The sequence below is a fragment of the Photobacterium gaetbulicola genome, assembly GCF_003025515.1.
Taxonomy (GTDB): Bacteria; Pseudomonadota; Gammaproteobacteria; order Enterobacterales; family Vibrionaceae; genus Photobacterium; species Photobacterium gaetbulicola.
Genome location: NZ_PYME01000007.1, coordinates 94801 through 108662, shown reverse-complemented (window position 1 = coordinate 108662; position 13862 = coordinate 94801). Strand labels below are relative to the sequence as shown.

The 13862-nt window shown below is 53.4% G+C and carries 12 protein-coding genes; 5 read left to right on the top strand and 7 right to left on the bottom strand.

What is annotated here, in order from left to right; all coding sequences use genetic code 11:
- Positions 1-46: 46 nt before the first annotated feature.
- The 3 genes from lolE to lolC are packed head-to-tail and all read right to left on the bottom strand — an operon-like array spanning position 47 to position 3181.
- On the bottom strand, positions 47-1291 hold the full coding sequence (lolE, locus tag C9J03_RS08235; RefSeq protein ID WP_044622947.1) for a lipoprotein-releasing ABC transporter permease subunit LolE: 1245 nt from the start codon (positions 1289-1291) through the stop codon (positions 47-49).
- The gene (gene lolD, locus C9J03_RS08230; protein ID WP_039468727.1) at positions 1291-1980 is read right to left on the bottom strand and encodes a lipoprotein-releasing ABC transporter ATP-binding protein LolD; all 690 of its coding nucleotides are present in this window, start codon (positions 1978-1980) and stop codon (positions 1291-1293) included. The genes lolE and lolD overlap by 1 nt, the downstream gene beginning before the upstream one ends.
- Positions 1973-3181 (bottom strand): lipoprotein-releasing ABC transporter permease subunit LolC, encoded by a 1209-nt coding sequence (gene lolC / locus C9J03_RS08225; RefSeq protein ID WP_044622946.1) that lies wholly within the window; start codon positions 3179-3181, stop codon positions 1973-1975. Before lolC ends, lolD begins: the two co-directional genes overlap by 8 nt.
- Positions 3182-3370: 189 nt before the next feature.
- Here lolC and C9J03_RS08220 point away from each other — a divergent pair, with 189 nt between their 5' ends.
- The 5 genes from C9J03_RS08220 to C9J03_RS08200 all read left to right on the top strand — a co-directional run bounded on the left by C9J03_RS08220 (position 3371) and on the right by C9J03_RS08200 (position 9477).
- The gene (locus tag C9J03_RS08220) at positions 3371-3949 is read left to right on the top strand and encodes a hypothetical protein (RefSeq protein WP_044622945.1); all 579 of its coding nucleotides are present in this window, start codon (positions 3371-3373) and stop codon (positions 3947-3949) included.
- A 2-nt stretch (positions 3950-3951) separates the two neighbouring features.
- Complete coding sequence (mfd, locus tag C9J03_RS08215; RefSeq protein WP_044622944.1) at positions 3952-7407, top strand: transcription-repair coupling factor; 3456 nt, start codon at positions 3952-3954, stop codon at positions 7405-7407.
- Positions 7408-7436: 29 nt separating this feature from the next.
- Positions 7437-8237 (top strand): peptidoglycan binding protein CsiV, encoded by an 801-nt coding sequence (locus tag C9J03_RS08210; RefSeq protein ID WP_044622943.1) that lies wholly within the window; start codon positions 7437-7439, stop codon positions 8235-8237.
- A 131-nt stretch (positions 8238-8368) separates the two neighbouring features.
- Positions 8369-8956 (top strand): GNAT family N-acetyltransferase, encoded by a 588-nt coding sequence (locus C9J03_RS08205; RefSeq protein ID WP_044622942.1) that lies wholly within the window; start codon positions 8369-8371, stop codon positions 8954-8956.
- Between the two features lie 47 nt (positions 8957-9003).
- Positions 9004-9477: a BamJ family beta-barrel-assembly machinery protein gene (locus C9J03_RS08200; protein WP_044622941.1), complete on the top strand. Its 474-nt coding sequence runs from the start codon at positions 9004-9006 to the stop codon at positions 9475-9477.
- A gap of 179 nt (positions 9478-9656) precedes the next feature.
- On the opposite strand, the gene C9J03_RS08195 is transcribed toward C9J03_RS08200, so the two are convergent.
- The 4 genes from C9J03_RS08195 to C9J03_RS08180 all read right to left on the bottom strand — a co-directional run bounded on the left by C9J03_RS08195 (position 9657) and on the right by C9J03_RS08180 (position 13843).
- Positions 9657-10946, bottom strand: coding sequence for an NAD(P)/FAD-dependent oxidoreductase (locus C9J03_RS08195; protein ID WP_044622940.1), 1290 nt, complete (start codon positions 10944-10946; stop codon positions 9657-9659).
- 373 nt (positions 10947-11319) lie between these two features.
- Complete coding sequence (ycfP, locus tag C9J03_RS08190; protein ID WP_044622939.1) at positions 11320-11862, bottom strand: alpha/beta hydrolase YcfP; 543 nt, start codon at positions 11860-11862, stop codon at positions 11320-11322.
- Between the two features lie 96 nt (positions 11863-11958).
- Positions 11959-12804 carry a DUF6279 family lipoprotein gene (locus C9J03_RS08185; RefSeq protein ID WP_044622938.1) on the bottom strand — a complete coding sequence of 282 codons (846 nt, stop codon included), beginning with the start codon at positions 12802-12804 and terminating at the stop codon, positions 11959-11961.
- 148 nt (positions 12805-12952) lie between these two features.
- The gene (locus C9J03_RS08180; RefSeq protein WP_231580713.1) at positions 12953-13843 is read right to left on the bottom strand and encodes a phosphotransferase; all 891 of its coding nucleotides are present in this window, start codon (positions 13841-13843) and stop codon (positions 12953-12955) included.
- Between the last annotated feature and the right edge of the window lie 19 nt (positions 13844-13862).

Sequence of the window (13862 nt, the reverse complement as noted above, 5' to 3'; positions counted from 1 at the left end):
CAGCATCAGCCATCACCACAACACACCTTGAGGGCCTCGTTCGCTATTATTTTGCGCTCAGTACTATTGCTGGCTGCAGCGCGCCTGCCCTTTTCGCTGGATACCAGGTTGCCAAGAAGCTCAATGCCACCGCCGTGGTGGTCACCAACAGTACATCGTGCAGCGACAAGGACGTGGGAAGGAAGTCGACAAAGTAAATATCGCCCGACAAAAACTGGTGTCCGATCAAGCCCTCTAGCCCCTTAATCAAATTCGTGAGGTTGACCGCCACCAATGAGCCGAGCAGCGAGCCCACCAAGCTGCCAACAACCCCCGACAGCACGCCGTGCCAGACGAAAATGGAGCGGATCAGCCTGTCCGGAGCCCCCATGGTGCGCAAAATCGCAATATCCGCTGCACGGTCTTTTACCGCCATCATCAAGGTCGAGACAATATTGAAGCAAGCCACCCCAATGACCAGCACCATGACCAGGTACATAATGGTGCGTACCATTTGGATATCCCGATAAAGGTAACCGTATTTTTGGTTCCAGCTCTTGAGGTAGACATAAACCGGTAAGGTAAAGCCAACCTCACGCACAATACTCTGGGCATCCAACACGTTGTCCACGTTCAGCTCGATCCCGGTGATACCCGCCTCCATGGATAGGTAGCCTTGTGCATCCTCAATTGGTACCAACGCAAAGTTATGGTCGATTTGCCCGGCCAGCGCCAGCAGACCGGTCACCTGCAGCCGGATTCGGTGCGGTGCCTTAAGCCTCAAGCTAGGGTCCGGGTTAGGGATCATCGCGGTGATCCAATCGCCCACACCGATCCCCAAGGTGTCGGCCACCCCTTGGCCCAGAATAACCTGCTGCTTGCCCGCTTCCAGACTGTCCCAGGCATTGTCCTTGACAAATTGCGGCAGCACACTGACTTCTTTTTGCTTCTCAGGATCAACGCCGCGCACTTCCACCGCCTTGAGGCTATTGCCTTTTTCAAGCAGCGCCGTGAACTGGATATAGGGTGCCGCGGCAGTCACCCGCGGGTGCTGTTCGACCACGTCGAGCACAGGCTGCCAGTCTTCGAAAGGCGGAGTCACCGCCTCCAGTTCGCCATGTGGGATCACCGACAGCACGCGGTTCTGCAGCTCGCGCTCAAAACCGTTCATCGCCGACAGACCAATAATGATCACCGCCACACCGACAGCGATCCCCAACGTCGATGAAATCGAAATAAACGAAACCATCCGGTTTCTTTGCTTGGCACGGCTAAAGCGGCTACCGATAAAAAGAGAGAGCGGTCGAAACATCAGGCCACCTCTACCTGCTGCAATTCGCCGTCCTGCATGTGCATACAGCGATCCAGTTTACCCGCCAGCTCGTTGTCATGGGTCACGACAAGAAAGGCGGTGCCCGACTCCTTGTTGAGCTTGCGCATCAGATCATAAATCTCCAACGCGGTCTTGTGGTCCAGGTTACCCGTTGGCTCATCGGCCAACACCAGTGACGGCTTGTTCACCAGCGCCCGAGCAATCGCAACACGCTGGCGTTCCCCCCCGCTCAACTCCGAAGGACGGTGCTCCAACCTGTGGCCGAGCCCCACCAACTCCAAAATACTATGAGCCTGGGCGCGTGCCTTAGTTGCCGCTACCCCACCGATAAGCAGGGGCATCGCCACGTTTTCCACCGCGCTGAAATCGGCCAGAAGGTGGTGGAACTGATACACAAAACCAATTTCCTGGTTGCGTAGCTTAGCCTGTTTGTTGGCGCTCATGGCATTGAGTTTCTGCCCCTTGAAGAACACCTCTCCTTCGCTCGGGTCATCCAAAGCCCCGAGCAAATGTAAAAGTGTACTCTTGCCAGAACCTGACGCCCCGACGATACCAACCAGCTCACCAGCATCGAGGTGGAAACCGACCCCTTTTAGCACCTCTGTTTCAAGTTGGGCTTCACGGTAGACTTTTCTTAGGCCCTGACAAACCAATAATGCATTACTCATAACGAAGTGCCTCAGCAGGACGAACCGATGCCGCCCGGTAGGAAGGAAAAACAGTTGCCAGCAAACTTAGAATAATTGCACCGACAATAACTAAAACAACCTGGAGCGGTGAGATCACCACAGGCAACTGGCCACCGGCGGTGATCAAATTCACCCCGAGAACCGACAGCAAGCCGTTGAGGTTAAGCGCCAGCAAAGCCCCCAGCAAGCCGCCCATAATGGCGCCGATCACGCCGCTGCTGGCACCCTGTACCATGAATACCAGCAAGACCTGACGACTCGTCATACCTTGGGTTTTCAGGATGGCTACCTCGGCTTGCTTCTCCATCACCACCATGATCAACGCCGAGATAATGTTGAAGGCCGCCACACCGATGATCAGTCCCAGCATCAGGCCCATCATATTCTTTTCCATTTTCACGGCCTGGAATAGCTCGCCGCGCTGCTCGCGCCAGTCCGACCAGGTCATCCCTTCGGGTAACGGCCGGTTGGCAAGCTCTGCGACGACAAATGGATCATCGACAAACAAACGCCACCCTGTCATTTGGCCGGGTTTGAGCCTCAGCAAGCGTCCCGCATCGTCGATATGGGTCAAGATCAGCTGGCCGTCGACATCTGAGCCCGTATTGTACAAGCCGACCACTTCAAAGTTGCGCTGGCTGGGAATACGACCAAGCGGTGTATACTGGCTGGCGCTGGTTACCATCAGGCGCACCTTGTCACCGACTTTCACCCCGAGCTGGTTTGCCAGCACCTGTCCCAGGATCACCCTGTAGCTGCCCGCTTCCAGATCCATGATGTCGCCTTGATTGATGTAATAGCCGACAGGCTCAAAGGCCTCTGGGTCCACCCCCACCATCATCCCCGCCGCCAATGACTTGGCACTTTGCAAAATAGCTTCGCTGCGGGTGAGCGGCGACACCATATCAACATGGGCAATAGCAGAAACTTGTGCCGGAGGTTGCTCTGTCCGGGGGAGGTAACCCTCTGAGGTAGATATAACGGCTTGCGGCATCACCCCAAGGATCCGCTCCTTGAGCTGTTGCTCAAAGCCATTCATCACAGACAATACTGTGACAAGGGACAGGACCCCGACGGTAATCCCCGCGGTCGACATGTAAGAAACAAAACGGCTGAACCTGTCACCAGAGCGTCCCCTGAGATAGCGCAGCCCGATAAAAAACGATACGGGATGAAACATAGATTGAGAAGATACCATCCTTATAAAAACTGTTCGAAAGCATACCTGTTGCCGCGTCTGATTACCATGAAGCGCAGTAAAAGTAATGTAAAAACAGCGGGTAAAACCACCACTCTAGGGCCTGTTTACTTGTCCCTTGGCAATAGCTGAGTGATAATCGTAGGATAGTTAATTTATATCGAGTGCGACATGAATCAGGACGAGTATTTTTCAGTCCATGCCGGATTGACCATCAATGTAGAACCGCTCCCTCCCGGTGCAGGTATTCCCGAGATGCTGGCTTTCCAGCAAGAAATCCCGCCTCTGTTTCGTATCGCCAGTGAATGCAGCAGCCTGGATGAAGGCTTGGAGCACTCCTTATCCCAGCTCAATAAAGAAGAGTTCAAAGCGCTCGCTAACTACTTAACGGCACAGAACAATAAAATCAACTTGTTGCTTTCTTTCGTCCTTGCCCAACAAGATGATGCCGAGCTGCGCTTCATCACCCATACCTTTGGTGCCAGCCAGCTCTCCTACTTCTCACCTGTTGCACTTAGCGAAGGCGACCACGTCAGGCTCAAGCTGTTTCTCGACAACCCCGCTGCGGCGGTTTACGCCTATGCTGAAGTAACCCAGTGCCTGCCACAGCAAAACGGCAGTCATGAGATTACCTTGAGGTATGTATGCTTAATGGAGGACGACAGGGATCTGCTGATCCGAGCCGCCCTGTATTTCCAACAAAAAATTCTGCGCCAACGCGCTCAACAGCGATCAGATAATAAAAGTTAACCATGAAAGATCAGTCTATTCTCTCTCTTCCATTACCGTCCAAAACCGGTGACAGCCGATTTATCGGTAATGTGTCCGGTGCAGCGCTGGCACTCTCTGTTGCCGAACTGGCCCACGATCATCAAGGCCCGATCCTGGCCGTGGTACCCGACACCCAGACCGCGTTACGCCTGCAGCCGGAAATCAGCCAGTTTTCCGCACAGGAAGTCAGCGTTTTCCCCGACTGGGAAACCCTGCCGTATGATAATTTTTCGCCGCACCAAGATATCATTTCAGATAGACTGACCCGCTTATACTCCCTCCCCCAGCAGGCCAATGGGGTCGTGCTGGTGCCGATCAGCACCCTGCTGCAACGCCTGACACCTCGCGCCTTCATTCACCAGCACGCGCTGATGGTACGCAACGGCGATAAGCTGTCGCTGGAGAAACTGCGCTTGCAGCTCGAGGCCTCTGGCTACCGCCATGTCGATCAGGTTATCGAGCACGGTGAATACGCCAGCCGCGGCTCACTGATTGACTTGTTCCCGATGGGCAGCAACCAGCCATACCGGATTGACTTCTTTGATGATGAAGTTGACTCAATCCGCCAGTTCGACCCGGAAAACCAACGCTCGACCGGCGAAATTGAACACATCCGCCTGCTGCCGGCCCACGAATTCCCGACCGATGAAATCGCTATCGAGAACTTCCGGATGCGCTGGCGCGAGCGCTTCGAAGCGCGCCGCGAGCCGGAGTCTATCTACCAGCAGGTCAGCAAGCGTACATGGCCGGCAGGTATCGAGTATTGGCAGCCGCTGTTCTTCGAGCAAACCGAGACCCTTTTCGACTACTTGCCGGACAATAGCCTGCTCATCACCATCGGGACCCTCGAGCCTGCTGTCGACCAATTCCTGGCCGATGCTGAGTACCGTTTTGAACAGCGCCGGGTCGACCCTCTGCGCCCGTTACTCGAGCCCAAGGAGCTGTGGCTGACCAAAGATGAAATGTTCAGCCATTTCAAAACACTGCCACAGGTACGTATCCGTCCGGATAATGAACCTGAGAAAGCAGGACGCTATAACCTCCCTCTGCAGGCTATCCCCAAGCTGACGATCAACCACCAACTAAAAGAGCCGCTGGCCGAGCTTCGCCGCTTCGCCGAAAGCTACCCGGGTAAAATTGTCTTCTCGGTCGCCTCGGAGGGCCGCCGTGAAGCACTGCTCGACCTCCTGGCCCGGATCAAGCTCCGCCCTGTTGTCGCCCCGACGCTGACTGAAGCCTTGGCCACACCGGGCAAGTTCAGCTTGGTGATCGGTGCCGCGGAGCAAGGCTTTGTGCTGGAAAAGCCCGAAGTTGCCCTGATCTGTGAAAGTGATCTGCTGGGTGAACGAGTGGTCCAGCGCCGCCGCCGCGACGAAAAGAAATCGGTCAACGCCGATACCATTATCCGCAACCTCGCCGAGCTCAAAGTGGGCCAGCCGGTGGTGCACATCGACCACGGTATCGGCCGCTACCAGGGCCTCCAGACCTTGGAAGCCGGCGGCATGAAAACCGAATATGTCACCTTGGAATACCAAGGCGGGGCCAAGCTCTACGTGCCTGTCGCCTCGCTGCACCTGATCAGCCGTTACTCCGGCGGGGCGGAAGACACCGCCCCTATCCACAAACTGGGCGGCGAGGCGTGGGTCAAAGCGCGCAAGAAAGCCGCGGAAAAAGTCCGTGATGTCGCCGCCGAACTGCTGGATGTGTACGCCAAGCGCGAGCTGAAGCCGGGTCACAAATTCAAGCTTGACCGTGAAGCCTATGCCGATTTCTGCACCGGCTTCCCGTTCGAGGAAACCCATGATCAGGCGCTGGCGATCAATGCCGTGCTGTCTGATATGTGTCAGGCCAAGGCGATGGACCGCTTGGTCTGCGGTGATGTGGGCTTTGGCAAGACCGAGGTAGCAATGCGTGCTGCCTTTGTCGCCGTCGACAACAGCAAGCAGGTGACCGTGCTGGTACCAACGACCCTGCTGGCCCAGCAGCACTTCGAGAACTTCCGCGACCGCTTTGCCAATACTCCGGTCAGGGTGGAGGTGCTTTCCCGCTTCAAGACCGCCAAGGAGCAGAAGCAGATCCTGGCCGACATGGCCGAGGGCAAGATTGACATTCTGATCGGGACCCACAAGCTGCTCAATGCCTCGGTGGATTACCATGATCTTGGCTTGCTGATTGTTGACGAGGAGCACCGCTTCGGTGTCCGCCAGAAAGAAAAGCTCAAGGCGATCCGCGCCGATGTCGATATCCTGACCCTGACGGCCACCCCGATCCCAAGAACGCTGAATATGGCCATGAGCGGTATGCGTGATCTGTCGATCATCGCAACGCCGCCGGCCCGCCGCCTGGCCATCAAGACCTTCGTCCGCGAATCCGACGATGCCCTGGTCAGAGAAGCCGTGCTGCGTGAGATCATGCGCGGCGGCCAGGTCTACTTCCTGCACAATGACGTCGACTCGATCGAGAAAACCGCCGAGGATCTGGCCAAGCTGATCCCCGAAGCGCGGATCACCTTCGCCCATGGCCAGATGCGCGAACGTGAACTCGAAAAAATCATGAGTGACTTCTACCACCAGCGCTTTAACCTGCTGGTCTGTACCACCATTATCGAAACCGGGATCGACGTACCGACCGCCAATACCATAGTGATCAACCGTGCCGATCACCTTGGTCTGGCCCAGCTGCACCAGCTGCGTGGCCGTGTCGGTCGCTCGCATCACCAAGCCTACGCCTACCTGCTTACGCCGCATCCTAAGCGCATGACCAAAGATGCCGTCAAACGACTCGAAGCAATTTCGTCACTGGAAGACTTGGGGGCAGGCTTTACCCTGGCCACCCATGACCTTGAAATCCGGGGTGCCGGTGAGCTGCTCGGCGACGAGCAAAGCGGCCAGATCCAATCCGTTGGTTTCACCCTCTATATGGAGATGCTCGAGCAAGCCGTCGAAGCCCTTAAAGAAGGTAAGGAACCTTCGCTTGACGACCTGCTGCGTCAACAAACCGAGGTGGAACTGCGCCTGCCAGCATTGCTACCGGAAGACTTCATTCCGGACATCAACACCCGCCTGTCGCTGTACAAACGCATTGCCAGTGCCAACAGCGAAAAAGCGCTCGATGAGCTCAAGGTCGAACTGATTGACCGCTTCGGCCTGCTGCCGGATCCAACCACCAACCTGTTGGTTCTCAACAAAATCAAGCTCAAAGCTGCAGGTATTGGTGTGCGCAAGATTGAAGCTGGCGAGAAAGGCGGCTTCATTGAGTTCACCCCCAATGCCAACATCGACCCAGGGTTACTGGTTGGCCTGCTACAGTCCCAGCCGCAGCATTTCCGGATGGAAGGGCCGACCAAACTGAAAGTCATGGCCCCGATGAGTGACAGAAAAGACAGAATAAAGTATGTTGACGGTCTCCTAACAAAGTTGGCCGAAAACGCTCTATAATAGATAGCACTTAAGTGCGGAGTATTATCTTGAAAAATATCATTTATTTGCTGCTGTTTGCCATTAGTTGGCCAAGCCTTGCAGCCCGACAGTTTGATATCGAAGTGATCCTGTTCAAGCGTAACATTGCGCCTGAGCAAGTGAGTGAGTCTTGGCCGGATAACCAAAAGCCCGTCGATCTCAATGGCACCATTGACTTCGGTGACACGGCTCGCCTGCAAGCGCGAGGGCTCACCCCGATGCCCTCCTCGCAGTTTGAGCTCAACGGCCAATACAATAAGCTCCAGCAGCATGCTGGCTTTACCCCTCTAGCCCACTTCGGTTGGCGCCAAGGGGATTTGAGTCGTGCCGCAGCGCCTCGCATCCATTTCACAGCCGGTAAAGACTTTTCCGCCCAGTTTTCCGCTGATGGTACGGTGAAATCAGCACAACCGACCGAGCCTGCAGACGGACAAATGGATGAAGGCTTCAACGAAGAATCACTGATTTCAGCGCAAGAAGAAACCAGCTCCCTACGCGAGCTAGACGGCACCCTGCGCGTTTATGTCCAGCACTTCCTATTCACCGAAGCCAACTTTGCCCTGCGCGAGCCAAGCCGCCGTGAAGTGATTATCGGTGCTGAACCGCTCGCCCCAATAGAAGGTAGCCTTGAGCCGGCAGGCAGTGTCCAGATCGGTCACCTGCAGGAAGTCAAAAAACAGGTGAAAGTTGAAGAGTTCCTCAAAACGTATCAGTTCCAGCAGCAACGCAAGATGCGCAGTGGCGAAACTCACTACCTTGACCACCCTCTGATGGGTATGGTGATCCAAATTCGCCGCATCGACGGTTAACACCCGCACATTACCAAGGGCTGCAAACGCAGCCCTTTTCACACTTTCCCGCCTTGCTCTTACACCATCCACGACATTTACCGCACTCCGGTTTATGCTAACAACATGTACCGATGGAGACTGTGGACAGGATGAAGACAGACTACCAACTCACCAGCGAGCGCTTGCTGCTCCGCCCTTACAAAAATGCCGATCTGCTGGATTTGCTCGATGCAATCCGCCATTCGCAGCAAAGCCTTACCCCTTGGCTTCCTTGGTGCCACGCCCAATACAGCCAACATGATGCTCATGAATGGATTCATGCCAGCCAGCAGAACTGGGTATACGACATCAGTTATGAATTTGCCATCTTCGAGCGCAGCACGGAGGCATTTCTTGGTAGTACTTCCCTGAGCAATTTATCCGAACTCGCCAACTCGGCCGAGCTGGGTTACTGGATCCGTTCAAGCGCCCAACGGCAAGGATATGCAAAAGAAGCTTGCCAAGCCATCGCCCAGTTTGCCTTTGAGACAGTCGGCCTGACACGGATCGAAATCGTGACCCATACCGGCAATCTTGCCAGCCAGCGTACAGCCCTTGCGACCAAGGCGCGTTTCGAGTGTACCGCCCGAAACCGGATCATTACCCAGGCTGGCCCAATCGATGGTTTACTGTTCTCGCTCATCCCCAGTGATATTGCTCGTTATCTTCCCCCTCCCGACCTTTCGCCAAACAATTAGCTTTGCTACTATCATCGAACATATTCAGCACGATATGAGGAACTTACGTGTTTAAAATTATTCTGGGTATCGCCCTTGTAGCGCTCATTATCTTCTTTATGCAACGCTCTCAAGGCAACAAGCAAGCTGCTGTTGAAAATATCAAGGCGGGTGAAACCTTCCTGGCTGAGAACAAGGAAAAAGAAGGGGTGCAAACCACTGCATCTGGCCTACAGTACTTGGTGTTGCAACAAGGTACAGGTACTGTACACCCGAAACCCAGTGATAAAGTTACCGTCCATTACCACGGTACCCTGCTAAACGGCACAGTGTTCGATAGCTCAGTCGATCGTGGCGAGACTATCCAGTTTGGCCTTAACCAAGTGATCAAAGGCTGGACTGAAGGGCTGCAGTTGATGGTCGAAGGCGAAAAAACACGCTTCTTCATTCCGGCCGAACTGGCCTACGGCAACCGCTCGATTGGTGCGATCCCGCCAGGCTCGGTACTGATCTTTGATGTTGAGCTGTTTAAAATCAACTGATTGTTATTAGCACTCAGCACTTCACAAGATCAAAAAAACCGCCGTTTCTGGCGGTTTTTTATGATTTGACGACATAGCTTTAGCTAGCAGGATCAGCAACGACGGACATCTTGGTACCAAACACATCAAACAGCAGGAACATCATTGTTCTTCTTTATTGACCCGTATCGAGCTGTGGCTTAGTGAAGCTTCAAGTTAGGGCGCAGTACGCGGTTAATACGGCCTACCAGCATCATCAGGCTGGTTTTCACCACACCGTGCAACGCAATCTGGTGCATGCGGTAAAGGGAAATGTATACCACACGGGCAATACGGCCTTCCACCATCATCGAGCCTTTGGTCAGGTTGCCCATCAGGCTACCCACGGTTGAGAAACGGCTCAGTGACACCAACGAGCCATGATCGCTGTAGACGTATGGCTTCTGATCGCGGTCAGTCATTTTCGCTACGATGTTTGAGAAGCAACGGCTTGCCATCTGGTGTGCGGCCTGGGCGCGAGGTGGTACAAAGCTACCGTCTTCCTGGGCACAAGATGCCAAATCACCAATGACATAGATATCGTCATCACGCGTGGTTTGCAGCGTCGGCTTAACCACCAACTGGTTGATTCGGTTAGTCTCAAGACCAGCGATATCCTTGATGAAATCCGGTGCCTTGATACCTGCAGCCCAGACCATGATCTGCGCCGGGATATGGTCGCCGTCTTTGGTTGTCAGGCCGGTTTCGTCTGCCTTGGTAACCATGGTCGCAGTGCGCACATTTACCCCCAGCTTGGTCAGCTCACTGTGGGCGGCTGAAGAGATACGCGGCGGTAGAGCAGGAAGAATACGCTCACCAGCTTCAACCAGGTTGACGTTCAGGCGAGAGCTATCCAGATCACCAAAGCCGTAGTTCTGTAGCTCTTTCACCGCATTATGCAGCTCAGCTGAGAGTTCAACGCCCGTTGCTCCAGCACCGACAATGGCGATATCAACTGTTTTCTGTTCTTTGTTCGCATGCAGTTTCAGGAACTGGTTGTTCATTTGTGTACGGAAACGGTGCGCTTGTTCAGGGCTATCGAGGAAAATACAGTTTTCGCTCACTCCCGGCGTGTTGAAATCATTCGACGTCGAGCCGATTGCCATCACCAGAATGTCGTATTCAAGCTCGCGCTCTGGCATCAACAGTTCATTATTTTTGTCATGTAATGGCGCGAGAGTGATCACCTTGCGTTCGCGGTCGATGTCTTTCAGGCTACCCATTTGGAAATCGAACGAGTGGTTTTTAGCATGGGCGCGGTAACTCAGTGCATCGACACCCGCATCCATCGAACCGGTTGCCACCTCGTGCAGCAAAGGCTTCCACAGGTGACTTGCCTTGCGGTCAACCAAGGTAACCTTAGCACGACCTTTACGACCCAATGTACGACCCAGCTTGGTTGCTAACTCCAAACCGCCGGCGCCACCGCCAACAACAATAATTCGAGTCATCACAACACTCCTTCCACAAATTTAGAATTTTAAAATTTAGAAATCTAACCTGGCCCGAGCTAACTCCAACCAGCATAATTCTTTTTATTCAACAGCTTAACTTTAGAACCTCGAGGGATGCTTACGACATCTTCTTCATTTAATTAACTCAACTTTTTTTGATTTACCTCAAAAAAAGTTAAGATTTGCATTATAAGCCAATATTATTTCAAGGCAAGAAATAATTGATTAAGATCAATGCTCAGCCGTGAGAAGGCTGTTTTTGAGGTTCGGTCTAGGCCATAGTCGAGATGGGGAGTGGAAATTACGAATAGCCAATACCCGGACTGGCCGCAGCAGGCAGCATAATTGTACCGCCTGCTTGAATCGCGGGTTAGGAGGCTTCTTTGAATGCTTTAATCGTTTGTAAGTGTTGAGAGATTTTCTTGAATTTGTGCGTTTCGTTTTCATCCCAGATAACATCATAATAATCGCTAAGCACATCTTTGGTATGACTGTTGTCTAGGACTTCATCCTTAGTGGAAAGGATGCACAGGCAATTACCTGCATTTTTTCGCCTAAAATCTGTTACGCATTTGGTGGAAATATCAGCATACTCTTCAGGGCGGTCGATACGGCCTTCCATATTGCGCTCTGGATACAGGTTTGGATTAAAAATAACTTGCTTAATACCACATAAAAAACCAATCCGCTCAGACCAATATCCACCCAGCCCGACGCCACAGATCAACGGGTGCTCATCCGCAGACTCTTCCTTTAGCTTATGCACTTCTTTTAATAAATGCTGCATATCATGCTTAGGGTGTAGGGTACTGTAATTCACAAAACGCACATCAGGATCAATGAACTGAAGCTGCAATACTTTTTCATGGTTACCCGGGCTTGTTGAGTCAAAGCCATGCAGATAAATAATCATTTTTATTCCCTATTGTGATTATCAGTAAAATCAATCTAACACGTTTTGTGGGGTTTGTTGACATTACTTTCACAACCAGATGAGAATCAGATCGACTTATTGATTAATCAGCAACGCCACATCCTTACGCAAGTTTACTAGCTTGCGGTTGAGAAACGCTTTCTGCTGTGGTGACATCGTATGGTTGAGCCGGCGCATCAGCTCAAAGCGCCGATTGAGGTAGAAACGTATCTCTGCTTGGTATTTGGGACTGTTCAAGGCGACCATATCGCGCATCAGCTGAGTAAACTGGGCCTTGAAGGCGGGCGAAGTGCGGTTTTCCATCAGCTGCTTCAAACGCTCAAAATAGCCGTTGCGCAGCGAGCGGAAGACTGGCGACATTTCCAACTGGTAGCCCGCCAGTTCGGTGAGCAACTCCTCTTGCCGGCTAGTCAGTGATCCCAGCCAATCTTGGGTAAAATCCTGCAAGCGCTCCGCTCGTTTCGCCAACTTTTCAGGCTGACTTAGCTTGGCCCGTTTCTGATCATATTCAGCAAAGCGCTGACGTAAGTGCCCCTCTAACTGTGCTACTTGAGCCTCGTTGAGCGAGACCAAGAGATCGGCAAGCGGATCAGCCAGAATTGCCGCGGAGTCCTGCCCCAGCCGAGTAAACACCGTATAGTATTCCTGCATCTGACTAAAGGTCATAGGCGTAAGCAAGTCAGCCTGCAGGTCATCGATGGTGCGATGGATTTTGGGAAGCTCCTGCCTACGATGGATAGCCAGCGCACGGTCAAGTCCCCGGTCGAACGCCGAGTCCTGGGAGGAATCCAGGCTCACATAGGAAGAAAAGCGATAGCTCAGCCATACGTCAAGATTGTTGTAGGCTAATCGGGTGGCGCAGCCTACCACCAATACCACGGCCATGCAGAGCAAGACCCTCTTGAGGTGCCTCTTAATCATGCTCTTTTCCTCATCTCTTCCCTCCAAATTACGCGTAAACCCCAGCCAAGAGATCATTTCTACAGTATACAGAACCGATAAAAACGTATTTCGCACAAACGGGAAAGGGCCACCTCAATTGTAGTCGAGAGGAAAAATTAACTGCCTATTAATCAGTAAACTGCCCCCCGCCCCATAGCTTTTCCTTCAACGCCAGGGCCTGATTAAGATAATCGTCATCGGGCTGTTGTAAAGTAGAAAAGAGTTGGGCCCCGACATAGAACCAGAGCATCGCCATGTAGTCACACCACGGTTGCCAATAGGCGACTGCCGCCTGCCAGCGGGCCTGACAGGCGACATCCTTGATCCCACGACTTTGACAATACTGGGCAACGGCGGCCTTAAGATCCAGCTGGTTAGCCGCAATCGTCAGCGCCAAGTCCAGCGACGGATCACCGGCGGAGGCATATTCCCAGTCAATCACGGAGTATCGGCCGTTGGGGGCGGTGATGATGTTGTATCCCCCCAGGTCATGGTGGCAGCAAGTATCGGCAAACCACGCCGTGATCGGCCGGGCCTGAAAGTACGCATGAATACGTCTCAGCTGAGGGTCATCAGTAGCCCCGCCGATATTCCGCCAGTAGTGCGCAGTTCGTTGTCGGCAGTCAAGGCGATGGCTTGGCACCGGCAATTGATGAATGGTCACCAGAGTCGCCATTAAGGTCTCGCAGGGCAGCGCCTGTAGAGCGGTTTGTCCCGCGACCCACTCGACCAGTAAGCCTTCAGGAAACAAGGCAAAGGGGCATGGCGCAATCTCATGCAGGGAAGACGAGGAAATGGCACGGAGTACGTTGTGCTCCTGCTGCCTGGAGACACCAAAAGCAAGTGACGAGGAGGAGGTTGGCCGCCATACCAAGGTATGTCGTAGAGAGTTCTGTCTGTGCTCGATGACCACTACCCAGCAGCGGTTGCTGAGACCGCCACTGAGAGGTTCGGCACTGACTAAGCAATATTCCGGTAACCTAGCTTCAAACAAAGCTCGCAAGCTATCCATACTCATTGTACCGGAACACCCTGAT

Bases quoted from the DNA above. Each gene is read 5' to 3' on its own strand.
- lolE (WP_044622947.1), bottom strand. From the start codon at position 1,291: ATGTTTCGACCGCTCTCTCTTTTTATCGGTAGCCGCTTTAGCCGTGCC.
- lolD (WP_039468727.1), bottom strand. From the start codon at position 1,980: ATGAGTAATGCATTATTGGTTTGTCAGGGCCTAAGAAAAGTCTACCGT.
- lolC (WP_044622946.1), bottom strand. From the start codon at position 3,181: ATGTTTCATCCCGTATCGTTTTTTATCGGGCTGCGCTATCTCAGGGGA.
- C9J03_RS08220 (WP_044622945.1), top strand. From the start codon at position 3,371: ATGAATCAGGACGAGTATTTTTCAGTCCATGCCGGATTGACCATCAAT.
- mfd (WP_044622944.1), top strand. From the start codon at position 3,952: ATGAAAGATCAGTCTATTCTCTCTCTTCCATTACCGTCCAAAACCGGT.
- C9J03_RS08205 (WP_044622942.1), top strand. From the start codon at position 8,369: ATGAAGACAGACTACCAACTCACCAGCGAGCGCTTGCTGCTCCGCCCT.
- C9J03_RS08195 (WP_044622940.1), bottom strand. From the start codon at position 10,946: ATGACTCGAATTATTGTTGTTGGCGGTGGCGCCGGCGGTTTGGAGTTA.
- ycfP (WP_044622939.1), bottom strand. From the start codon at position 11,862: ATGATTATTTATCTGCATGGCTTTGACTCAACAAGCCCGGGTAACCAT.
- C9J03_RS08185 (WP_044622938.1), bottom strand. From the start codon at position 12,804: ATGATTAAGAGGCACCTCAAGAGGGTCTTGCTCTGCATGGCCGTGGTA.
- C9J03_RS08180 (WP_231580713.1), bottom strand. From the start codon at position 13,843: ATGAGTATGGATAGCTTGCGAGCTTTGTTTGAAGCTAGGTTACCGGAA.